Source organism: Corallococcus sp. AB045, assembly GCF_003668895.1.
GTDB classification, from domain to species: Bacteria; Myxococcota; Myxococcia; order Myxococcales; family Myxococcaceae; genus Corallococcus; species Corallococcus coralloides.
This window is the reverse complement of sequence record NZ_RAWN01000037.1, coordinates 38,266-59,524: the sequence shown is the minus strand read 5'-3', so window position 1 is coordinate 59,524 and position 21,259 is coordinate 38,266. Positions and strand designations below refer to the sequence as shown.

The 21,259-nt window shown below is 69.0% G+C and carries 17 protein-coding genes and 1 pseudogene; 12 read left to right on the top strand and 6 right to left on the bottom strand.

Going from position 1 to position 21,259, the window contains the following annotated elements:
- The 3 genes and pseudogenes from D7Y21_RS11790 to D7Y21_RS11780 all read left to right on the top strand — a co-directional run.
- A pseudogene (locus D7Y21_RS11790) lies at positions 1-848 on the top strand (polyketide synthase dehydratase domain-containing protein); the annotation flags it as partial.
- A 26-nt stretch (positions 849-874) separates the two neighbouring features.
- Positions 875-1,948: a fatty acid desaturase gene (locus tag D7Y21_RS11785; protein ID WP_121713209.1), complete on the top strand. Its 1,074-nt coding sequence runs from the start codon at positions 875-877 to the stop codon at positions 1,946-1,948.
- A gap of 120 nt (positions 1,949-2,068) precedes the next feature.
- Positions 2,069-3,430, top strand: a complete 1,362-nt coding sequence (locus D7Y21_RS11780; RefSeq protein ID WP_121713207.1) for an FAD-binding oxidoreductase — start codon at positions 2,069-2,071, stop codon at positions 3,428-3,430.
- 3 nt (positions 3,431-3,433) lie between these two features.
- Here D7Y21_RS11780 and D7Y21_RS11775 read toward each other — a convergent pair whose 3' ends face one another.
- The 6 genes from D7Y21_RS11775 to D7Y21_RS11750 form a co-directional block, all read right to left on the bottom strand.
- Positions 3,434-4,549, bottom strand: a complete 1,116-nt coding sequence (locus D7Y21_RS11775; RefSeq protein WP_121713216.1) for a hypothetical protein — start codon at positions 4,547-4,549, stop codon at positions 3,434-3,436.
- Between the two features lie 127 nt (positions 4,550-4,676).
- Positions 4,677-6,299, bottom strand: a complete 1,623-nt coding sequence (locus D7Y21_RS11770) for a leucine-rich repeat domain-containing protein (protein WP_121713205.1) — start codon at positions 6,297-6,299, stop codon at positions 4,677-4,679.
- Between the two features lie 11 nt (positions 6,300-6,310).
- Positions 6,311-6,676 carry a DUF6285 domain-containing protein gene (locus D7Y21_RS11765; RefSeq protein ID WP_120563806.1) on the bottom strand — a complete coding sequence of 122 codons (366 nt, stop codon included), beginning with the start codon at positions 6,674-6,676 and terminating at the stop codon, positions 6,311-6,313.
- Positions 6,669-7,685, bottom strand: a complete 1,017-nt coding sequence (locus D7Y21_RS11760) for a phosphotransferase family protein (protein WP_121713203.1) — start codon at positions 7,683-7,685, stop codon at positions 6,669-6,671. The genes D7Y21_RS11765 and D7Y21_RS11760 overlap by 8 nt, the downstream gene beginning before the upstream one ends.
- A 2-nt stretch (positions 7,686-7,687) precedes the next feature.
- Positions 7,688-8,890, bottom strand: a complete 1,203-nt coding sequence (locus D7Y21_RS11755; RefSeq protein ID WP_121713201.1) for an acyl-CoA dehydrogenase family protein — start codon at positions 8,888-8,890, stop codon at positions 7,688-7,690.
- A gap of 23 nt (positions 8,891-8,913) precedes the next feature.
- Positions 8,914-9,687, bottom strand: coding sequence for an SDR family NAD(P)-dependent oxidoreductase (locus D7Y21_RS11750; protein WP_121713199.1), 774 nt, complete (start codon positions 9,685-9,687; stop codon positions 8,914-8,916).
- 133 nt (positions 9,688-9,820) lie between these two features.
- Between D7Y21_RS11750 and D7Y21_RS11745 the strand changes: the two genes are divergently transcribed.
- Genes D7Y21_RS11745 through D7Y21_RS11705 form a run of 9 tightly spaced genes read left to right on the top strand, consistent with a single transcriptional unit; the run spans position 9,821 to position 21,241 of the window.
- Positions 9,821-10,663, top strand: coding sequence for an enoyl-CoA hydratase-related protein (locus tag D7Y21_RS11745; RefSeq protein ID WP_121713197.1), 843 nt, complete (start codon positions 9,821-9,823; stop codon positions 10,661-10,663).
- Positions 10,660-11,322, top strand: a complete 663-nt coding sequence (locus D7Y21_RS11740) for a TetR/AcrR family transcriptional regulator (RefSeq protein WP_120563801.1) — start codon at positions 10,660-10,662, stop codon at positions 11,320-11,322. Before D7Y21_RS11745 ends, D7Y21_RS11740 begins: the two co-directional genes overlap by 4 nt.
- Positions 11,319-12,161, top strand: a complete 843-nt coding sequence (locus D7Y21_RS11735) for an NAD(P)-dependent oxidoreductase (protein WP_255427312.1) — start codon at positions 11,319-11,321, stop codon at positions 12,159-12,161. The genes D7Y21_RS11740 and D7Y21_RS11735 overlap by 4 nt, the downstream gene beginning before the upstream one ends.
- A 54-nt stretch (positions 12,162-12,215) precedes the next feature.
- The gene (locus D7Y21_RS11730; protein ID WP_121713195.1) at positions 12,216-14,054 is read left to right on the top strand and encodes a long-chain fatty acid--CoA ligase; all 1,839 of its coding nucleotides are present in this window, start codon (positions 12,216-12,218) and stop codon (positions 14,052-14,054) included.
- 20 nt (positions 14,055-14,074) lie between these two features.
- Positions 14,075-15,214, top strand: coding sequence for an acyl-CoA dehydrogenase family protein (locus D7Y21_RS11725; protein ID WP_121713193.1), 1,140 nt, complete (start codon positions 14,075-14,077; stop codon positions 15,212-15,214).
- 12 nt (positions 15,215-15,226) lie between these two features.
- A complete protein-coding gene (locus D7Y21_RS11720; protein WP_120563797.1) occupies positions 15,227-16,375 on the top strand; it encodes an acyl-CoA dehydrogenase family protein in 1,149 nt (382 codons plus the stop codon).
- 28 nt (positions 16,376-16,403) lie between these two features.
- A complete protein-coding gene (locus D7Y21_RS11715; RefSeq protein ID WP_120563796.1) occupies positions 16,404-17,615 on the top strand; it encodes an acetyl-CoA C-acetyltransferase in 1,212 nt (403 codons plus the stop codon).
- Between the two features lie 37 nt (positions 17,616-17,652).
- A complete protein-coding gene (locus D7Y21_RS11710; protein WP_121713191.1) occupies positions 17,653-19,830 on the top strand; it encodes a 3-hydroxyacyl-CoA dehydrogenase NAD-binding domain-containing protein in 2,178 nt (725 codons plus the stop codon).
- 28 nt (positions 19,831-19,858) lie between these two features.
- Positions 19,859-21,241: an aldehyde dehydrogenase family protein gene (locus tag D7Y21_RS11705; protein ID WP_121713189.1), complete on the top strand. Its 1,383-nt coding sequence runs from the start codon at positions 19,859-19,861 to the stop codon at positions 21,239-21,241.
- The last annotated feature ends 18 nt before the right edge of the window (positions 21,242-21,259 follow it).

The window sequence follows — 21,259 nt, the reverse complement described above, 5'->3', positions numbered from 1 at the left end:
CGGAACCTCCGCGTCCCACGCGACGGGACCTCACGGTCGACGCGGCGAGCGTCCCGTGCCTGGAGGACCACCTCGTCCGAGGCACGCCCACCCTGCCCGGCGCCTGGGCCCTGGACCTGATGTTCCAGGCGGCCCTGGACGACACCCGCCCCGAGCTGCGCACCGTCACCATCGAGGACGTGCGCTTCTCCCGCTTCATCCGCGTGAAGCCCGGAGGCCAGCAGTCCCTGCGCGCCGAATGCACTCCGCTGACCGACACTCCAGGCCAGCACAGCGTGCAGGTGAAGCTCACCGGGGACATCGTCCATGCCTCCGGCGTGGTGCTGGAGCGCGACCTCGTCTACGCCGAGGCCCGCTTCACGCTGACGGCGGAACCGCCCCGGCCCCCACCCCGGCTGGAGGCCGCCCACGCTTCGGGCCACGGCCTGTCCGTGCACGACCCGCACTGCGCCACGGGCTCCCCCATCGAGCTGCGCAGGATGTTCGACTGCCTGGAGGAGATCCGCCTGGAGGAGGACGCCCGCTTCGCGCGGCTCGGGCTGCCGGAGTCACCTCGGCAAGCGGGCCACGGCGTTCCGGCGCTCGTGCTGGACGCGGCCCTGCGTCTGAGCGCGATGCACGTGGAGGGCGTGTCGAATGATGTGTTCGCTCCCGTGGGCGTCCAACGGGCCACGTTCGACCGGGACCTGGTGGCGCACGACTCCAGGGCTCCTCGCCGCCTCACGCTGAAGTCGCTCGCCCCTCGCGTGGAGGGTGACCTGCTCCAGTGCGGCACGGTGGCGGCCCATGACGAAGCCGGCCGCCTGCGGATGCTCGTCGAAGGCGGCATCGCCCGCCCCATGGCTTGAACCCCCTTCCCGCTCAGGCAACCGCCATGACTGACTTCTCTTCGTCCCTTCCCATGCCCCCGGATGACGCCAAGCGGCTCCGCTCGGAGCTGCGCCGCGTGCTGCCACCGGAGGCCTTCGAACGACAACCCCTGCGCGGCATCGTCGCGCTCTGCCTGGTGCCGGTGGAGGCGGCGCTCATCTGGGTGCTCGGCACCTGGACGCTGCCCCACTGGGCGTGTCTGCTCATCGCCTTCGCGCTGGGCCAGCTCATCACCGCCGTGGGGCTCGCCGCGCATGAAGCCCTGCACCACTCGGTGTTCCACAGCCGCAAGTGGGAGAGCCTGCTGGGCTGGGTGGGCTTCGCGCCCTTCCTGGTGACACCGGGCAACTGGAGGGCCTGGCACGTCCAGGCCCACCACAGCGCCGCCAACGTCCTCGTGAGAGATCCGGACATCCTCCCGCGCAGGACGGACTGGCACACCCAGGGGTTCGCGAAGCTGTTCCACGCCATGTCCCCCGGCTCCGGACACTGGCTGAGCTTCATCAGCTTCAGCGTCTTCTTCACCGCGCAGGGCCAGGCCTTCCTATGGCACCACTGCCGGCTGCCCGCGTTCCAACACGTGCACCTGCACCGGGCCCGGGAGCGAGTGCTCACGGTGCTCGTCACCGTGGGCTGGGTGGCGCTCGGGTGGGTCCTGGGCCCCAGGGCCGCGTTCTATGCGCTGGTGCTCCCGCTGCTCATCGGGAACGTCACGCTGATGATCTACATCGCCACCAACCACTGGATGCAGCCCGCGGCGGAGGAGACGGACAACCCCTTCGTGAACACCGCCAGCGTGGAGACGCACCCGCTGATGAACTGGATGCACTTCAACTTCAGCTACCACCAGGAGCACCACATCTTCCCGGCGCAGAGCCCGAAGTACGCCCCGCTCCTGCGCAAGCACCTGAGAGAGATGAGCCCGCGGGCATCCATCGTCTATCCGCACCTGCACGCCCTGCGCACGCTGTACCGGCGCCCGGCGCTATACTCCGCGGATGGCCAGTCACTGATGGGCCGGGATGGAACGCCGGAAGTGAGCACCACGGAGCTGCGACGACAGCTCGAAGCCACCTGAGAGGACTCACCCGCCTGGACGCCCGCTCGGTGGGCGGGCGTCCGGGTTGGCCCCACTCCGACAGGCAAGGGCTCACCACGCGCCGCGGCATCCCCACCCTTCCGCCAACGGAGGAAATGGATGCTCACGGAGTCGGTGTCAGGCGGTCCCCGGACGGAGGCGCTTCACGAAGCGAAGGTGGAGGCCATCGCCCGGCAGTTGCGGCAGCGGAAGGGAAAGGGGCCCGCGTCCTTCAAGAAGAAGTCCCCGCCCCACAGTGTCCCCAAGCGGTTCGACTCCCGGCGCCGCGACGAGAAGGTGGACCTGGGCGACCTGGACGCCATCCTCGACATCGACCCCGTGGGGATGACCTGCACCGCCGAGCCCGCCGCTACCTTCGACGCGGTGGTGCGAGCGACGCTGCCGCATGGGCTCGTCCCGTTCATCGTCCCCGAGCACAAGACCATCACGCTCGGGGGCGCCATCGCGGGGTGCTCCATCGAGTCCATGTCCTTCCGCCAGGGCGGCTTCCACGACACGTGTCTGGAGTACGAGGTCATCACCGCGAAGGGAGACGTGCTGCGCTGCTCACCGAAGGAGGATCCACTCCTCTTCCAGATGATGCACGGCTCGTTCGGGACGCTGGGCATCCTGTCCAAGGTGCGCTTCAAGCTCACGCGAGCAGCGCCCTATGTCCGGGTGACGAACGAGACGCATTCCACGCTGGAGTCCTTCCAGCAAGGCATCTGGCACCACTTCCAGGAGCCGGGCGCGGACTATCTGGATGGGCAGATCTTCTCTCCCACGAAGCACGTGCTCTGCGTGGGCCACTTCGTGGACCGGGCGCCGTACGTGAACCGCTACGAATGGCTCACCGCGTACTGCGAGACCATCCCGCGACGGAGCGAGGACTACCTCACGACGTATGACTATCTCTTCCGCTACAACCGGGGCGTCACGCACGCCCGGCCGCAAAACCTGCTCGCGAGGGCGCTGTTCGGAAAGCTCATCCACTCCGACAGCGTGCTGAGGACCGCCAACCGCTTCACCCAGCTTCTGCCGAAGAAGGACCCGCCAGTCATCGTGGACGTGTTCATCCCCTTCTCGCGCTCGGCGGACTTCATGGACTGGTACCACCGCGAGATGCGGCACTACCCCGTCTGGTGCGTGCCCTTCCGGCGGGCGCGCGACTACGAATGGCTGACACCGGACTGGTGGGCCGGAATGAACGACCCGCTGTTCCTGGACCTGGCCGTGTACGGCATGCCGCAGCCACCGGGCCGCAACGTCTACAAGGAGCTGGAGGACGAGCTCCAGCGCGTCAAAGGCACCAAGACGCTCATCTCCTACAACTACTACGACGAGGAGACCTTCTGGAGCATCTGGAACCGCGAGACGTACCAGGCCGTGAAGCAGCGCACGGACCCGGACAACCTCTTCCGGGACCTGTATGTGAAGACGTGCAAGGCGGCGCTCGGCCTGGAGTCAACGCGGGCCGGATAGCCTTCAGCCGATCTCCGTCCGCAGGCTCAGCGGACCGGCGGGGACGCCCACGTCGTGGAGCGCGGGGTCGTCCTTCTCCGTCTGCCAAGCGTTGGCTTCCGTCACGGTCTTGCCGGTCGCCTCGTTGGTGATGGACATCTTGCCGTTGTGACCCGCGGGGGCAATCTGGCTGGTGTCGAAGCCGCTCCAACCCGTGCCGGAGTTCGCGAACGTGGCCTCACCCCACGTCTGACCGGAGTTCGCGCCGGGCTTCGCCGTGCCGTCCTTCGACGCGGCCCACGCCACGCTGGTGTTGTTGTCGAACGCCACCACCTGCGACTGGCCGGGCTGGAGCGTGAACGTCTTGGGCGTGCTCTTGTCGAAGTTCTGCCCGTCGTTCGGGTTCCCGTTCTCGCCCGTCTTGTTCCAGAGCGTGATGGTCTGCGGCTCGTTGGTCTTGTTGGTGAAGGTGTTCGTGTACTTGAACTGGCCCTTCTGGCTCTCGTCGATGAGCTGCATGTTGCTGTTGTAGGGCGACCCGACGTTGTTCTTCGCGAGCCACGGCGCGTTCGCGGGCGCGGGCTCCGTGGAGCCGGCGGACGGAGGGCCGAAGCCGGGGCCCGCGTCACTGTTGTACGTGGGGTGCGCCGGAGCGGCCGCGCTGGAAGCCGGAGCCGCGCCCTGGGCCATCGGAGCAGAGGGGGCCGCCGCGGACGGACCCGCGGACGAGGAGGCCGCCGGAGCCGCGGACGCCGCCGGCCCCTCGAAGGTGGAGGCCGAAAACGCGGAAGCCGCCTTCTGCGCCGGGGCCGCGCCGCCCACGCTGCCCACCGCGGACGCGGCCCCCTCGGCGCCCTGGCCCAGGCCCGCGGGTGACTGCGTCTGGAGCATCTTCACCAGCTGCGAGAGCTGGCTCGCCAGCTGCGACAGCTGCTTCTCGAAGTCCCCGCCGGAAGCGCCGCCCAGCCGGCTCGGGCCCGCCTCGAAGGAGTCGGTCATGAGCATCCGGCGCAGGTCGTTCCGGGGCTGCTGCGCCGAAGCCCCCACCACACCCTGAGCCGAAGCGGCGGCCGGCTTGAGCTGGGAGATGCTCGAGGAAGGCTGGAAGGAGGACGCGCGGTTCAGGGAGGAGATGGACATGCCGGGACCCAAAAGCAGGACGCATGCCAGCCCCCAGGCTCCGTGAAATCAATCACTTGGGCCGAGCGATCCCCGCTCGTCGCGATGACGCCATTCACCAGCTGATGTCCCGAGTCACCAGTGCGCTTCAGCCAGCGAGGGCCGCGAAGACGTCCCGAAGGCCCGCGATGAGCGCGTCGCCGGGGTACGGCTCGCCCAGCGGACCCAGGGCGTCGCGCAGCCCTGCGAAGAGCGCGTGGACGTGCTGGGGCTTGTCGCCGTCCCAGTCCAGGTGCCGGGCGATCTCCCGGCTCTGCACCCGGAACTTCTCCAGCGACTCCTCGTAGGGCGCCGCCGTGGGGATGTTGATGCGCAGCAGCAGCGCCAGCAGCGCGAGGAGCTCCGCGAAGTCGTAGCGGTCCGACTTCGCGTCGTAGAAGGACTCCAGGCGAACGGTCTCCGGCTTGAACCAGTAGCCGATATAGGCCGCCGCCTTCTCGCGGCTGCGCTCCACGTCCACCTGGAGCTGGCCGTGCAGCTCCGGATCCACGTGCGTCACCAGCGACCTGAGGACCGTGGCCTTGCTCAAGGTCGTGCTGTCGAAGCGCCGCGTCGGCAGCGTGCGCAGCGGCGTTCCCTCGAAGGTGAGCACCTCCAGCTTCGGCAGCCGCGTGAGGACCTCCGGGAAGTCGAACATGAGCTTCACCTGCCGCCAGCTCCCGAAGGCCAGCCGGACGTAGGCGTGGGGGTTGTTGACCAGATTCACCCGCCGCAGCTCGACGCATCCGGCCAGTGACTCCGGCAGCCGCCAGAGGCAGTTGGACTCCAGGTCCAGGACCCGCAGCTTCTTGAGCTCGCCGATGGACTCCGGCAGCTCCAACAGGCGATTGCCGCGCAGGTCCAGCTCGCGCAGCTCCGTGAGCTGCCCCAGCTCTTCCGGGAGCGCGCGGAGGTTGTTGCGGCGGAGGTTGAGCTTCTCCAGCTTGCGGAACAGGAAGAGCTCCTCCGGCAGGGACGTGAGCCCCTTGTCCTCCAGCGTGAGGCTCTTGACCTTGTCGGGCTCCGAGATCTTCTTCGCGACGAGCTGACGGAACGCCTCCCGGATGCTGGTGAACGCGTCGCGAGCGACGGGCTTGCCCGCCGCCAGCCGGGCCCGCACCTTCTCCAGATCGACGCGGCCGTCCCTCACCACCGCCGGGACGAAGACGCCCTTCCCTTCGTAGGGGTCCTTCACGTCCTCCACCCCGCCAGCCACCGCGAACACCTTCGAGTCCTGGCCCAGGTAGCGGTGCGCATCAACAGCGCCCGCCACCTTGAAGGAGTAATGCGAGGCAAGGGTGCGGGCCTTGAGGTTGCCGCCCACGGAGACGCTGCCATGGTTGTAGACCGCCACCAGGTCTTCAGTCGTCACGTCGCCGGAGACGTGAAGCCGAGCACCGCCGATGGCGATGCGCTTCGCGACGAGGTTGCCGTGCACCTGGAGGAACGGCCCGAAGTCGTTCTCCCAGTTGAGCACGCAGCCTTCGACGGTGAGGTCGCCTCGCACGATGAGGCCGGTGAACGGAGGCTCATCCTCGTCGTCCTGCGCGAAGATTCCCTGGTGGAAGTCCAGCCCCAGGTCGTAGGGCATGACGACATTCCCGTTGAGGACGAGCACGCGGTCCGAGTCATCCTCGCGATTGCCAGGGGCCTTCACCTCGTCGCGAACCTGGGACCAGGTGAGGATTTCGAACGGCAGGTCGCGGGCGGGCGACTTGGACGTCTTCTTCATGGGTCCGACCTCTACCCCATCCGGTCGGAAGCCGGCAGTGCCTTCGGTGCGCTCTCCCGGACCCGTTGAAGGGTGGAGTCCCAGAGCAGCGACCAGGCCTCGCGGTTTCCATCGAACCCGCCCTCGCGGATCCGCGCCGCCAGCTCGCGGTTCAGCTCCTCGAGCCCCCCTTCGCGATGGAGCAGGACCACCAGCGCCCCGCGTTCTTCCTGCTGAGGCTCGTCACCCGCGCGGAGTTGCCGCTCCGCGATGCCCATCGCGTTGGCGATCATCCGCGCCGCGTAGACCTTGTCCTCCGGCAGCCCGGGCAGCAGCTCCCGGAGCAGCACCTCGCGAGCAATCGCCAGCAGCGCGGCCCCGTCCGGCTGTTCACGCATTCCGTCCCCCCGTCATCGAAAGAAGTTCCAGCTCCAGCTCCGGCACGACATGCGCCGTCAGCGCCAGCTCCAGCGAAGGCTCCCGGCCGGAGACGTGCCGCTCGCCCTGCTGCAGGGCAATCACCGCCCACCGAGCGTGGGCGAAGACCTCCCAGTAGCGCACCGCCTCCCAATCCAGCCGCCGGCCACTCACGCGCGCATACCCCCGCGCCAGCGCCTCACGGGAGCCGATGCCTCCCGCCTCCTTGTCGAACTGGCCGAAGCGCCAGCACCGCGCGCAGAACCACCCGAGGTCCTCCAGCGGGTCCGACCACGCCGCGAACTCCCAATCCAGCACGGCCGTGAGCCCGGCTTCGTCCAGCATGTAATTGCCCGTGCGGAAATCCCGGTGCGTCAGCACCAGCTCCGGCGTCCGGGGCGCATGCCGCTCCAGCCAGCGGGTCCCCCACTCCAGCGCGGGGAACGCCGTGTGGTGGCCGTCCAGGAAGGATTGGAACTCCTTCACGCCTCGCAGCGCGGGTGACAGCGCCGGCACCGGGAGGAAGGACAGGGCCTCCACGGGAGGGCGGATGGCATGCAGCCGCGCCAGCTCCTCTCCCAGCCGCGCGGTCAGCACCTCGCGGTCTCCGCCCAGCTCCAGGTCCTTCACGATGCGATGGCCGACGGCGGTCCCCCGCGCCTTGCGCATCACGAAGAACGCCCGCCCGAGCACGGAGCCTTCTCCCAGCCACAGCGGCTCCGGCACCGTCACGCCCGCGCGGAAGGCCTCTCGCAGCAGGGCGAACTCCTGCGCACGGCCGTGCGACACGGAGACGCCTGACGCCGCGTCGGAGCGCAGCACGCACTCCAGCACGCCTTCATGCGGCCCTCCGCTCACCACCGCCGTCAGCAGCCAGTTCTCCTGGATGGCGCCTCCGGAGAGCAGGCGCGCATCGACGAGCCGCACCTCGCGGGCCTCCGCCTTCGTGGCCAGGAAGGACTCCAGCGCGTGCTTGTGTTCCTCGCGCATCGTCATCCCACTCCCCACCGGAAGAAGTCCGCGCCCTCCGCCAGGTAGGCACGCGACAGCACCATCTTGTGGATCTCACTGGCGCCATCCACCAACCGCGCCTGACGCGCGTACCGGTAGATCCATTCAACGAGCGTGTCCTTGGAGTAGCCACGCGCGCCCATCAACTGGATGGCCGTGTCCGCGGCCTTGTGCAGCGCATCCGCCACGTGGATCTTCGCGATGGAGATGTCCGTGCGCGCGAAGTCCCCCTGGTCCAGCTTCCAGGCCGCGCTCATGGTCAGCAGCCGCCCGATGTGGATGTCCTTCGCCGCGTCGCCCAGCATCCACTGCACGCCCTCATGCCGAGCCAGGGTCTCCCCGAAGCTCATCCGTCGCGAGACATAGCCGCCCGCCTCCTCCAGGCACCGCTTCGCCAATCCCAGCCAGCGCATGCAGTGCGTGAGGCGCGCCGTGCCCAGGCGGATCTGCGTCACCTTGAGGCCATCGCCCACGCCCAGCAGTCGCTGCTCGTCCGGGATGCGAAGCCCTTCGAAGACGAGCTCGCAATGCCCACCGTGCTCCTCGGGCCCCATGATGGGGATGCGCCGCTCGATGCGCCATCCAGGCTGGCTGGCGTCGAAGAGGAAGGCGGTCAGCCCCTTGCGCTCGTCATCGGAGGTGCGAGCCACCACGATGAAGTGCTGCGCGCCCTGGGCGCCGGTGATGAACCACTTACGGCCCGTGAGCACCCATTCGTCGCCCTGCCTCTCCGCCCGCGTGTAGGTGAGGGACGGATCGGAGCCGCAGCCATCGGGCTCCGTCATCGCGAAGGCGGAGCGCACCTTGCCGTCGATGATGGGCTGCAACCAGCGCTGCTTCAGCGCCTCCGTCGCGAGCACCTTCTCCAGGACGATCATGTTGCCGTCATCCGGAGGCGCGGCATTGAACATCACGGGTCCAAAGGGCGAACGGGCCGATTCCTCGTAACAGGCCGCCATGCCCACCACGCCCAGGCCCTGCCCTCCGCGCGCCTTCGGCATCTGGAAGGCCCAGAGCCCCTGCGCGCGGGCCAACTCACGCACCCGAGCCACCACCTCCTCGCGGAGGTTTTCGTGCGCGTCGAACGCATCCAACTGCTTCTCCAGCGGCAGCACATGCGTGGCCACGAACTCACGCACGCGCAGCCGGTACGCTTCGATTTCAGGGGAGAGCGAGAAGTCCATCAGGGGCTCCTGGAGAGGAAGGACTACAGGGTGGAGCAGAGGTGGCCACCATCCACTTCAATGACAGAACCGCTCATGTAGCTGCCGGCCTCCGACGCCAGCAGCAGCAGCGGCCCATCCAGCTCCCGCATGTGGCCCAGCCGCCGGAAGGGAATGCGAGCGAGCAGCTTCTGTCCCGCGTCCTTCCCGAAGAAGGTCCGGTTGAAGTCCGTCTCGATGTAGCCGGGAGCCAGCGCGTTCACGCGGATCCGATGCCGCGCCAGCTCGAACGCCATCGCCTTGGTGAGGTGGATCAACCCGGCCTTGGAGGCACAGTAGGGCGCCACCCCGCCGCCCACCCTCAGCCCCAGGATGGACGCGATGTGGATGATGCTGCCCGGTGTCTCGTGCTCCACCAGACGGCGCGCCACGGTCCTCGACACGAGATACGAACCCTTGAGGTTCGTATCGATGACCGTGTCCCAGTCCGCCTCCTCCACCTGGAGGAAGAAGCCCTCGCCGGACACGCCCGCGTTGTTCACCAGCACGTCCAGCACCCCACCCGCCAGCGCCTCCGCCTCCGCCACTGCCTCCTGCACGGACGCCGCGAGCGTCACGTCCATGGACACCGCATGGGCGCGCAGCCCCAGCTCCCGCAGCCGCTCCACCTCCGCGGCCAGCCGGTCCGAGCGCCGCGCCGCCAACACCACCTCCGCGCCCGCCCGCGCCAGCACCTCCGCGAAGTGCAAACCCAACCCTCCAGAGGCGCCCGTCACCAGCGCGCGGCGTCCCTCCAGGCCAAACGCATCCACACTCATGAACGGGCTCCAGGGCAGGCAATCGATGACGCGAAACGTCGAAAGACTCCGGGTGATGTCTGGCGATTCTTACTGTTGACGCCGCGCCAACAAGTCTCCACTATACCCATCACATGAGCCAGGATTTCCAACCATGAGCTACCAACACATCCGCGTTTCCTACGCGGACCGGGTCGCCAATGTGGAACTGCACCGGCCCGAAGCGCGCAATGGCTTCACCGTGCTCATGGCGGATGAACTGGCCGCCGCGCTCGCCGCCGCGGACGCGGATGAAGCGGTGCGGGTGGTCATCCTCTCTGGCGCGGGCAAGGACTTCTGCGTGGGGGCGGACCTCAGCGGTCAGTCCCTGGAGGTCACGAACACAGACATTCCCGGGGGCGCGTGGGTCGAACCCGCGACCCGCGTCGCGCGCCAGTTGTTCATGTTGAGAAAGCCAGTCATCGCCGCCATCCAGGGCGCGGCGGTGGGCGTGGGCTCCACGATGATCCTCCCCGCGGACTTCCGGCTCGCGGCCAGGAACAGCCGTTTCGGGTTTGTCTTCAGCCGGCGGGGCATCTACCCGGAAGCGGGCTCCTGCTGGTTCCTGCCACGACTGGTGGGCCTGGGCCGCGCGATGGACTGGATGGTGAGTGGCCGGCTCGTCCCGGCGGAGGAGGCACTCGGCGCGGGGCTCGTCCAATCCCTCCATGAACCCGAGGCCCTGGCCGCCGCCGCGCAGGCGCTAGCAAAGGAGCTGGTGGAGTCCACTGCGCCGGTGTCCGTGGCCGTCATCCGTCAGGCGCTCTACCGGATGAGCGCCCTCCCCTCGCCGGAGCCCGCGTTCGCCCTGGACAGCCAGCTCATCGCGAGCCTCGGAGAGAGCGCGGACGCGCTAGAAGGTGTCATGGCCTTCATGCAGAAGCGACCCGCGCGGTTCTCCCGGACGGTGACCCAAGACCTGCCCGCATTCCTCCCCTGGCAGGAGGCCCGGCGATGAGCGCCCTGGCCCCCCGCTGGAAGCGGCTGGAACCGGACGAGCGCCGGAAGCAGATCCTCGAGTGCGCCATGCGCCTGTTCGGCGAGCGCCCCTACGCGGACGTCTCCACCACCGACATCGCCAAGGAGGCGGGCGTCGCGCGGGGGCTCCTCAATCACTACTTCGGGCAGAAGCGGGATCTCTACCTGAAGGTCGTGAAGCGAATGCTGCTCATGCCCGGCATCGAAAAGAGCGTCCCCATGACCGGAACCCTGCGAGAGCGCGTGGAGCGCAGCGTCGAGTGGTACCTGGACACCGTGGCGACCCACGGCAAGACGTATCTGGCCGTCATCGGGAGCGGCAGCATTGGCGCGGATCCGGACGTCGATCGCATCATCGCCGAGGCGGACGACGTGGCCGCGTCGCGAACGCTCGAGTTCCTGGGGCTCAAGGCCGAGGTCGGCAACGATTCGCGGCAACGGGCGATGATCCGCTCCTACAGCGGGCTGGTGAAGGCCTCCATCCGCGAGTGGCTCCGCGACGGAACGCTCACCCGCGAGGAGACGCACCTGCTCCTGAGCGAATCGCTCCTGCTCATCGTGCGCGACCTGCTCCCCCAGCTCGCCCGGACGGCGACGCCCGGACGCGCCACCCCCGCGAAGCCGAAGGCCCAGAAGTGACGGGGTCAACGGCCGGTCCGGGCCCGCTCACCGGACGCACGCTGCTCATGTCCGGGGGAAGCCGTGGCATCGGGCTGGCCATCGGTGTCGCGTCCGGACGGCTGGGCGCCAACGTCGCCCTGCTGGCGAAGACGGGCACGCCGGACCCGCGCCTGCCGGGCACGGTCCACACGGCCGCCGCGGAGATTGAAGCCGCGGGCGGCAAGGCGCTCGCGGTGGTGGGCGACGTGCGGGACGAAGCGGACGTGCAGCGCGCCGTGGACGAAACGGTGGCGCGCTTCGGCGGCATCGACTTCTGCGTCAACAACGCGAGCGCCCTGGCCCCGCTCAAGACCGAGGAGCTTCCGCTCAAGCGCTTCGACCTGATGCAGCAGATCCAGCTGCGCGGGACGTTCCTGCTGACGCGCACGGCGCTGCCGCACCTGCGGCGCTCGTCCCACGCGCACATCCTTTCGCTGTCCCCGCCGGTGAACCTGGCGCCCCACTGGATGGGCCTGCACCCCGCGTACACGATGGCCAAGTACGGCATGACGCTGCTCACGCTCGGCTGGGCGGCGGAGCTGGCGGACGCCGGCATCGGTGCGAACGCGCTCTGGCCGCGCACGCTCATCGCAACCGCCGCCGTGAAGAACCTGCTCGGCGGGGACGCTTCAATGGAGCGGGCCCGCTCGCCGGACATCATGGCGGACGCGGCGGTGGCCATCCTCCAGCGCCCGCCGCGCGAGTGCACCGGACAGACCTTCATCGACGAGGACGTCCTGCGCGCGGCTGGAGTCACTGATTTCAGCCGCTACGGCGGCGGCCCGGATGTGGCGCTCGACCTGTACGTCGACCCCTGAAGAGGAAGCACAACAGACAAGCGGATTGTCCTTTGACCTGGCGGAGGTGTGTCCATGGGTGCGTTTGACGCGAACCTGGAAGCGCAGTGCCTGTCCCTCGCGGCCCAGCTCACGCTGCCGCGCCTCCTCCAGCGCAACGCCACGGAATACGCGGACGCGCCCGCGCTCACCTACGGGAACAGCACCCTCACCTGGGGCCAGCTGCGCGAGCGCACCGCCGCGATGACCCGAGGGCTCTGCGTGCTGGGGCTGAAGCGCGGCGAGCGGATGATGATCATGATGTCCGGCCGACCGGAGCATTGGATCATCGACTATGCGGCGGCCCACCTGGGCGCCATCTCCTGTACCGCGTACCAGACCCTGAGCACGGAACAGGTGGGCTACGTCGCCCGGCACAGCGCGGCCACGGTGGTGGTGCTGGAGGGCGCGGACGAGCTGTCCCGGTGGTGGCCGGTGCTCGAAGCGCTCCCCGCCCTCAAGCGCATCGTCGTCGTGGACGCCTCCGCCCTTCCACGCGGGGACTCGCGGTTCATCTCCTTCGCGGAGCTCGAAGCCGAAGGCCGCGCCCTCCACGAGGCCAACCCCCAGGCCTTCGAGGACATTTGGAGGGATATCCGCCCGGAGGATCCGCTGGCGATGATGTACACCTCCGGCACCACAGGCGACCCCAAGGGCGTGGTGCTGAGCCACCTCAACGCATTTTATGAAGCCGTCGCGGTGGACCAGTGCGTCCCCGTGCCGATGCGGGTCCCCTCCATCGCCTATCTCCCTCTGGCCCACGTGGCGGAGCGCGAACTGGGGCTGTACCGCGCGCTCTACAAGGCGCTGCACATGCACCTGTGCACGGACCCCACGGGCGTGGTGCCGCTGTTGGCCCGCTCGCGAGCGCCCGCGTTCTTCGGCGTGCCGCGCCTCTGGGAGAAGCTCGCGTCGGGTTTGCGATTGAAGGTGGACGCGCTCCCCTCCGCCCAGCGTGAGCCCCTGCTCGCCGCCCACGCCGCCGCGCTGGAGTCCTTCCGGCTGCGCGGCTCTGGCAGGGCCGTGCCGCCGGAGGTCCAGCAGAAGGCCGCGGACGCCGAAGCGCGAGTGCTCGAACCGCTGCGCAAGTCCATGGGACTGGATGCACTGCAATGGACGAGCAGCGGCTCCGCGCCCATCCCCGTGGACATCCTCGAGTTCCTGGGCGGCTTCGGCATCCAGGTGCTGGAGGTCTGGGGCATGAGCGAGACCACCGGCTGCGCCACCATCAACATCCCCACCGACTTCCGCGTCGGCTCCGTGGGGCGGCCCATCCCCGGGCTTCAGCTCAAGCTGGCGGAGGACGGCGAAATCTTCGTGCGCGGCCCGGTGGTGTTCCTGGGCTACCTCGCGGCGGACGGCCAGATTGTCCGCGCGACGGACGCGGACGGATGGCTCGCCACCGGCGACATCGGCACGCTCGACGCGGACGGCTTCATCAGCATCACCGACCGCAAGAAGGAGCTGATCATCACGTCGAGCGGGAAGAACATCGCCCCCTCCAAGCTCGAAGGCATGCTGCGCGCCCACCCGCTGGTGGCCCAGGCCCTCGCGATTGGCGACGGCCACCCCTACGTGACGGCGCTCGTCTCCCTGGATCCGGAGGCCGCGCCCGTCTGGGCCAAGGCCAAGGGCCTGTCCTCCGTGGCAATCGAAGACCTCGCGCGAGACCCCACCGTCCAGGCGGAGCTGGACTCTCTCGTCGCCGCGGCCAACGTGCGCCTCTCCCGCTCGGAGCAGATCAAGCGCTTCCACGTCGTCCCGGAAGCCTGGTCCCCGGTGACGGGAGAGCTGACGGTCACCCTCAAGCTCAAGCGCCGCGTGCTGCTCGCGCAGTACGCCGAACGCATCGCCGCGCTCTACGCGAACGCCTGACGCCCCTTCGGAGAACCGCCATGCACGTAAGAACCCCGGAGCAAGCATCGTTCGCGGATGCCATCGACGCGTTCTGCCGCGCCAGGACGGGCACGCGCGCGCAGCGGGACGCGCTGACCCACGACGGCACGGAGGCCCATGCCCCCGGCCTCTACGCCCAGATGGCCGAACTGGGCTGGCTGGGCGTGGGCCTCCCCGTGGAGTACGGCGGTTCCGGCGGAGGCATGGCCGACATGTGCATCTTCGCGGAGCGGACCGCCTATGGGCTCGCGCCCGTGGGCGGCTACATCACCACCGCGGTGGCGGCGGGCCCCTACGCGAAGTTCGGGACCCCGGCGCAGAAGGAGACCCTCCTCGGCGGCATCGCGCGTGGCCGGGTGGAGGCCATCTCCATCTCCGAGCCCGGGGCCGGCTCCGACGCCGCCGCCATCACCTGCCGCGCGGTCCGGACGCACGGGGGCTTCGTCGTCAACGGCCAGAAGACCTGGTGCTCCAACGCGCACTTCGCGGACCACGTGCTGCTCGTGGCGCGCACGAACACCGTGGGCTCGCGGCATGAAGGCCTCACCATGTTCTGCGTCTCCGCGGGCACGCCCGGCATGGAGATCCGCGGCATCCCCACGATGGGCGGCAAGGAGGTCAACGACGTCTTCTTCACGGACTGCTTCCTGCCAGAGTCCTCCGTGGTCGGCCTCGTGGATCAGGCCTGGCCCCAGTTGATGTCGGGGCTCAACAGCGAGCGGCTCCTGCTCGCCGCGTCCATGCTCGGCCGGGGCCGGCGCGCGTTCGACGACGCCGTCGCCTACGTGAAGGAGCGCAAGCAATTCGGCCGCGCCGTCGGCTCCTTCCAGGCGCTCAAGCACCGCATCGCGGACCTGGCCACGGAGCTGGATTGCTGCGAACTGCTCGTCTACCGCGTGGCGGCCATGGCGGATGAACACCCGGACCGGATGCTCCCCCGCGAGGCCTCCATGGCGAAGCTCAAGACGACGGAGACCGCCAAGCGCGTGGCGCTGGAGGGCATGCAGATGATGGGCGGCTACGGCTACGCCACCGAATACGACATGGAGTCGCACCTGCGCGCCACGGTCATCTCCACCGTCTACGGCGGCACCAGCGAAATCCAGCGCGACATCATCGGCAAGACCTTCGGACTCTAGGAGACAGACATCATGACGACGGCACGTCCCCGCTGGAGCTCGGATGACGTCGAGCAGGTGCGCACGCTCGCGGCCACCTACTTCACGAAGGAGGTCCTCCCCAACCTTCCCAAGCACGTGGAGCAGGGCCATCCGGACAAGGCGCTCTACCGCCGCGCCGGAGAGCTGGGCCTCTTGTGCATGTCCATCCCGGAGGCCTACGGCGGCGCGGGCGGCACGTTCGCGCACGAGGCGGTCCTCATCGAGGAACAGATCCGCGCCGGGGACCCGTCCATGGGCTTCCCCGTCCACTGCGCCATCGTCGCGCACTACCTGCTCGCCTACGCGTCGGAGGCCCAGAAACAGAAGTGGCTGCCCCGGCTGGCCAGCGGCGAGTGGGTGGGCGCCATCGCCATGACCGAGCCGGGCACGGGCTCCGACCTCCAGGCCATCAGCACCCGCGCGGTGCGTGAAGGCGACTTCTACCGGGTGAGCGGCGCGAAGACGTTCATCTCCAACGGCCACGTGTGTGACTTCATCATCATCGTCGTGCGCACGGGGCAGCCGGGCCACGCGGGCATCTCCTTGTTGTGCGCGGAGGTCTCCGACACGACGCCCGGCTTCCAGCGCGGCCGAATCCTCGACAAGCTGGGGGGCAAGGGTCAGGACACCACCGAGCTCTTCTTCGACGACCTGCGCGTCCCCGCCGTCAATCTGCTGGGAGGCGAGGAGGGCCGGGGCTTCGCCCAGCTCATGCAGCAGCTGCCCCAGGAGCGGCTGACCACGGCCATCATCGCGGTGGCGAGCCTGGAGCGCGCCGTCCAGCTCACGGTCGAGTACACGAAGCAGCGTCATGTCTTCGGCAAGCCGCTCTTCGCCCTGCAGAACACGCGCTTCGAGCTGGCGGAGTGCGCCACGCTCCAGCGGGTCTGCCGCACCTTCGTGGATGACTGCATCGCGTCCCACCTGGAAGGCAGACTCGATGTGACAACGGCGGCCATGGCGAAGTACTGGGTGTCCGACCAGGCCTGCCTGGTAGTGGACCGCTGCCTCCAGCTGTTCGGTGGGTACGGTTATATGAAGGAATACCCCATCGCCCATCTGTTCGCGGACACCCGCGTCCTGCGAATCTTCGCCGGCGCGAACGAGGTCATGAAGGAGCTCGTCGCCCGGTCCCTGTAGCCCCTCCCTTCTCACAAGGAGGCTCCCCGTGAGCCAGGAAGCATTCATCTTCGACGCCGTCCGTACCCCTCGCGGCAAGGGCAAGAAGGGCGCCCTGCACGGCACCAAGCCGGTGTCGCTGCTCGTCGGCCTGGTGGACGCGCTCAAGCAGCGCCACCCGAACCTGGACCCGAAGCACATCGACGACGTGGTGCTGGGCGTCGTGTCCCCCGTGGGCGACCAGGGCGCGGACATCGCGCGCACGCTCGTTCTGGCCGCGGGCCTGCCGGAGACCACCGGCGGCGTGCAGCTCAACCGCTTCTGCGCCTCCGGCCTGACGGCGGTGAACATGGCCGCGCAGCAGGTGCGCTCCGGCTGGGAGCACCTGGTCATCGCGGGCGGCGTGGAGAGCATGTCCCGCGTCGCCATGGGCTCCGACGGCGGCGCGTGGGCCATGGACCCCGCCACCAACTACGACACCTACTTCGTGCCGCAGGGCATCTCCGCGGACCTCATCGCGACCATGGAGGGCTTCACCCGCGAGGACGTGGACCGCTACGCCGTGCGCTCGCAGGAGCGCGCCGCCCACGCGTGGAAGAACGGCTACTTCCAGAAGTCCGTCGTCCCCGTGGTGGACCAGAACGGGCTCACCATCCTGGACCGCGATGAGCACATGCGCCCGGACTCCACCGTGGCCTCGCTGGGCCAGCTGAGCGCGTCCTTCACGGCCATGGGTGAGATGGGCGGCTTCGACGCGGTGGCGCTCCAGAAGTACCACGCGGTGGAGCGCATCAACCACGTGCACACGCCGGGCAACTCCTCCGGCATCGTGGACGGCGCGGCGCTGGTGCTGGTGGGTTCGGAGAAGGTGGGCAAGACGCTGGGCCTCAAGCCTCGCGCGCGCATCGCCGCCGTGGCCACCTCCGGCGCGGAGCCCACCATCATGCTGACCGGTCCGCTGCCTGCCACCCGCAAGCTGCTGGACATCGCCGGCCTGTCGGTGAAGGACATCGACCTCTTCGAGCTCAACGAGGCCTTCGCCTCCGTGGTCCTCAAGTACCAGAAGGACCTGGACATCCCGGACGAGAAGCTCAACGTCAACGGCGGCGCCATCGCCATGGGGCACCCACTGGGCGCCACCGGCGCCATGATCCTTGGAACCGTGGTGGATGAACTGGAGCGGCGCAACGCGCGCCGCGCGGTCGTCACCCTGTGCGTCGGCGGCGGCATGGGTGTGGCCACCCTCGTCGAGCGCGTCTGACCCTCCCTCCCCTTTCAAAGACTTTCGAGCGAACACCATGAGCGAACAGAACACCCTGCGCTGGGAACAGGACGCGGACGGCATCGTCGTCTTGACGATGGACGACCCCTCCCAGTCCGCCAACACCATGAACGCCGCCTACGTGAAGTCCATGCGCGCGGCGGTGGACCGGCTGGTGAAGGAGAAGGACAGCATCACCGGCGTCGTCATCACCTCCGCGAAGAAGACCTTCTTCGCGGGCGGCGACCTCAACGACCTGCGCCGCGTGAAGAAGGATGAAGCGAAGCAGGTCTTCGACCTGGGCCAGGAGATCAAGGCGCAGCTGCGCACGCTGGAGACCCTGGGCAAGCCCGTGGTCGCGGCCATCAACGGCGCGGCGCTGGGCGGCGGGCTGGAGATCGCCCTCGCGTGCCACCACCGCATCCTCGCGGACGTGAAGGGCGCGCAGGTGGGCCTGCCGGAGGTGACGCTGGGCCTGTTGCCCGGCGGCGGCGGCGTGGTGCGCACGGTGCGCATGCTGGGCATCACGGACGCGCTGATGAAGGTGCTGCTCCAGGGCCAGCGCTACCGCCCGCAGGAGGCGAAGGAGCTGGGTCTGGTCCATGAGGTGGTGCCGTCCGTGGACGCGCTCCTGCCCGCGGCGAAGGCGTGGGTGAAGGCGAACCCGAAGGCGCAGCAGCCGTGGGACCAGAAGGGCTACAAGATCCCCGGCGGCACGCCGTCCCACCCGGCGTTCGCGGCGAACCTGCCCGCGTTCCCCGCCAACCTGCGCAAGCAGCTCAAGGGCACGAACATGCCCGCGCCGCGCGCCATCATGGCGGTGGCGGTGGAGAGCACGCAGGTGGACGTGGACACCGCGTTCACCATCGAGTCGCGCTACTTCACGGAGCTCGTCGTCGGCCAGGTCGCGAAGAACATGATGCAGGCGTTCTTCTTCGACATGCAGCACATCAACTCCGGCGGCGGCCGTCCCAAGGGCTTCCCGCAGCACACCGCGAAGAAGGTGGGCGTGCTGGGCGCGGGCATGATGGGCGCCGGCATCGCCTACGTGTGCGCCAAGGCCGGCATCGACGTGGTGCTCAAGGACGTGAGCCTCGCCGCCGCGGAGAAGGGCAAGGGCTACTCCGTCAAGCTGGTGGAGAAGGCCGTCTCCAAGGGCTCCGTCACGAAGGAGAAGGGCGACGCGCTGCTGGCGCGCATCACCCCCGCGGAGGACCCGGCAGCGCTCGCGGGCTGCGACCTGGTCATCGAAGCGGTGTTCGAGGACGTGAAGCTCAAGCACAAGGTCTTCCAGGAGATTCAAGGCGTGGTGGCGCCGGACGCGGTGCTGGGGTCCAACACCTCCACCCTGCCCATCAGCCTGCTCGCGGAGGGCGTGACGCGGCCGCCGGACTTCGTCGGCATGCACTTCTTCTCCCCCGTGGACAAGATGCCGCTGCTGGAGCTCATCGCCGGCAAGCAGACGAGTGACGCGACGCTGGCGAAGGCCATCGACATCGCGGTGCAGATTGGCAAGACGCCCATCGTCGTCAACGACAGCCGGGGCTTCTTCACCAGCCGCGTCATCGGCACGTTCCTCAACGAGGCCATCGCCATGGTGGGCGAGGGCATCGCGCCCGCGTCCATCGAGCAGGCGGGACTCCAGGCGGGCTACCCCGCAGCCCCGCTCCAGCTGGTGGACGAATTGACGCTGACGCTGCCCCGGAAGATCCGCCAGGAGACGAAGGCGGCCGTGGAGGCCGCGGGCCAGCCGTGGACGGACCACGGCAGCTACGCGGTGATGGACGCGATGATCGACCAGCATCAGCGCAAGGGCCGCTCCACGGGCGGCGGGTTCTACGACTACGCGGACGGCAAGCGGACGAACCTGTGGCCGGGGCTGGCGCAGCACTACACGAAGCCCGGGCACACCATCCCCTTCGAGGACATGAAGGAGCGGATGCTCTTCGCGGAGGCCATCGACACGGTGCGCTGCTTCGACGAGGGCGTGCTGCGCTCGACCGCGGACGCGAACGTGGGCTCCATCCTGGGCATCGGCTTCCCGCCGTGGACGGGCGGCGTCGTGCAGTACATCAACGGCTACGAAGGCCCGTCCGGTACGGGGCCGCGCGGCTTCGTCATCCGCGCGCGCCAGCTGGCGGAGCGCTACGGGAAGCACTTCCTGCCGCCGGCGTCCCTGGTCGCGAAGGCGGAGCGCGGAGAGCTGCTCGAGTAAACCCCTCACCCACACAAGAGGTCGCCCCATGAGGCATCAGCGGGAGCATGACGTGAAGGCACTCGTTTCAAGGCAGCGCGCCTGTTTCGAAACCCGCGTCACGCTCCCGCTGAAGTGGCGGCAGGAGCAGCTGCGGGCGCTCGAAGCAGCGGCGCGCAAGCATGAGGAGGCCATCCTGGCCGCCCTCAAGGCCGACCTCTCGAAGAGCCCGGAGGAGGCCTACCTGACTGAGGTGGGCAGCATCTACGGGGAGCTGAAGACGGCCCTCAAGCACGTGAAGGCCTGGATGGAGCCCCGGAAGGGCTCCGCGCCGCTCGTCATCCAGCCGGCGCGGGCCTGGCAGTACGCGGAGCCCCTGGGCGTGACGCTCATCATCGCGCCCTGGAACTATCCCTATCAGCTGTCGCTGGCGCCGCTCATCGGGGCGCTCGCCGCGGGCTGCACCGCCGTGCTCAAGCCCAGTGAGCACGCACCAGCGACCTCGCGCGTGCTCGCGAAGATGCTGGGCGAGGCGTTCCCGCCCGAGGTCGTCTCCGTCGTGGAGGGCGGCGTGGAGGAGAGCCGCGCGCTGCTCGACGAGCGCTGGGACCTCATCTTCTTCACCGGAGGCACCCAGGTGGGCCGGACCGTCGCCGAAGCGGCGGCCCGGCACCTGACGCCCACCGTCCTGGAGCTGGGCGGCAAGAGCCCCTGCATCGTCGACCGGAGCGCGGACCTGGAGGTCACCGCGCGCCGCATCGCCTGGGGCAAGTACGTCAACGCCGGGCAGACCTGCATCGCGCCGGACTACGTGCTCATCCCGAACGACCTCCAGGAGCGCTTCACGGCACTGGTCCAGAAGGCCGTACGGAGCTTCTACGGAGACGACGCGAGCGCGAGCGCCGACTACGGCCGCATCGTCAACGCCCGCCACTTCGAGCGGGTCAGCGCGCTCGCGGCCCATGGAAAGATTGCCTTCGGCGGAGAGCGCGACGCTCAGAGCCGCTACTTCGCGCCCACCGTCATCACCGACGCGCCCCTGGCGAGCCCGCTGATGCAGGAGGAGATCTTCGGTCCCCTGCTCCCGCTGGTCGACTGCGAGGGCGTCGACGACGCCATCCGCTTCGTGCGCGCCCGCCCCAAGCCGCTCGCCCTCTACACCTTCGCGCGGGACGCCGCGGTGAACGAGCGCGTGCTCGCGGAGACGTCCAGCGGCGGCGCCGTCACCAACGACGTGTGCGTCCACTTCGCCGCGGAGGGGATGCCCTTCGGCGGCGTGGGCGAGTCCGGCCTGGGCGGCTACCACGGCCAGGCCAGCTTCGATGCCTTCAGCCACAAGAAGAGCGTGGTGAAGCGGCCGTTCATCCTGGACATGAAGCTGCGCTACCCGCCCTACACGGGGAAGCTGGACCTGCTGCGCCGCTTCCTGTGACGGGCCGGGGGCGCGGTT

Excerpts from the sequence above, each read along its gene's own strand:
- D7Y21_RS11785 (WP_121713209.1), top strand. The coding sequence starts at position 875 with ATGACTGACTTCTCTTCGTCCCTTCCCATGCCCCCGGATGACGCCAAG.
- D7Y21_RS11780 (WP_121713207.1), top strand. The coding sequence starts at position 2,069 with ATGCTCACGGAGTCGGTGTCAGGCGGTCCCCGGACGGAGGCGCTTCAC.
- D7Y21_RS11775 (WP_121713216.1), bottom strand. The coding sequence starts at position 4,549 with ATGTCCATCTCCTCCCTGAACCGCGCGTCCTCCTTCCAGCCTTCCTCG.
- D7Y21_RS11770 (WP_121713205.1), bottom strand. The coding sequence starts at position 6,299 with ATGAAGAAGACGTCCAAGTCGCCCGCCCGCGACCTGCCGTTCGAAATC.
- D7Y21_RS11765 (WP_120563806.1), bottom strand. The coding sequence starts at position 6,676 with ATGCGTGAACAGCCGGACGGGGCCGCGCTGCTGGCGATTGCTCGCGAG.
- D7Y21_RS11760 (WP_121713203.1), bottom strand. The coding sequence starts at position 7,685 with ATGCGCGAGGAACACAAGCACGCGCTGGAGTCCTTCCTGGCCACGAAG.
- D7Y21_RS11755 (WP_121713201.1), bottom strand. The coding sequence starts at position 8,890 with ATGGACTTCTCGCTCTCCCCTGAAATCGAAGCGTACCGGCTGCGCGTG.
- D7Y21_RS11750 (WP_121713199.1), bottom strand. The coding sequence starts at position 9,687 with ATGAGTGTGGATGCGTTTGGCCTGGAGGGACGCCGCGCGCTGGTGACG.
- D7Y21_RS11745 (WP_121713197.1), top strand. The coding sequence starts at position 9,821 with ATGAGCTACCAACACATCCGCGTTTCCTACGCGGACCGGGTCGCCAAT.
- D7Y21_RS11740 (WP_120563801.1), top strand. The coding sequence starts at position 10,660 with ATGAGCGCCCTGGCCCCCCGCTGGAAGCGGCTGGAACCGGACGAGCGC.
- D7Y21_RS11730 (WP_121713195.1), top strand. The coding sequence starts at position 12,216 with ATGGGTGCGTTTGACGCGAACCTGGAAGCGCAGTGCCTGTCCCTCGCG.
- D7Y21_RS11725 (WP_121713193.1), top strand. The coding sequence starts at position 14,075 with ATGCACGTAAGAACCCCGGAGCAAGCATCGTTCGCGGATGCCATCGAC.
- D7Y21_RS11720 (WP_120563797.1), top strand. The coding sequence starts at position 15,227 with ATGACGACGGCACGTCCCCGCTGGAGCTCGGATGACGTCGAGCAGGTG.
- D7Y21_RS11710 (WP_121713191.1), top strand. The coding sequence starts at position 17,653 with ATGAGCGAACAGAACACCCTGCGCTGGGAACAGGACGCGGACGGCATC.
- D7Y21_RS11705 (WP_121713189.1), top strand. The coding sequence starts at position 19,859 with ATGAGGCATCAGCGGGAGCATGACGTGAAGGCACTCGTTTCAAGGCAG.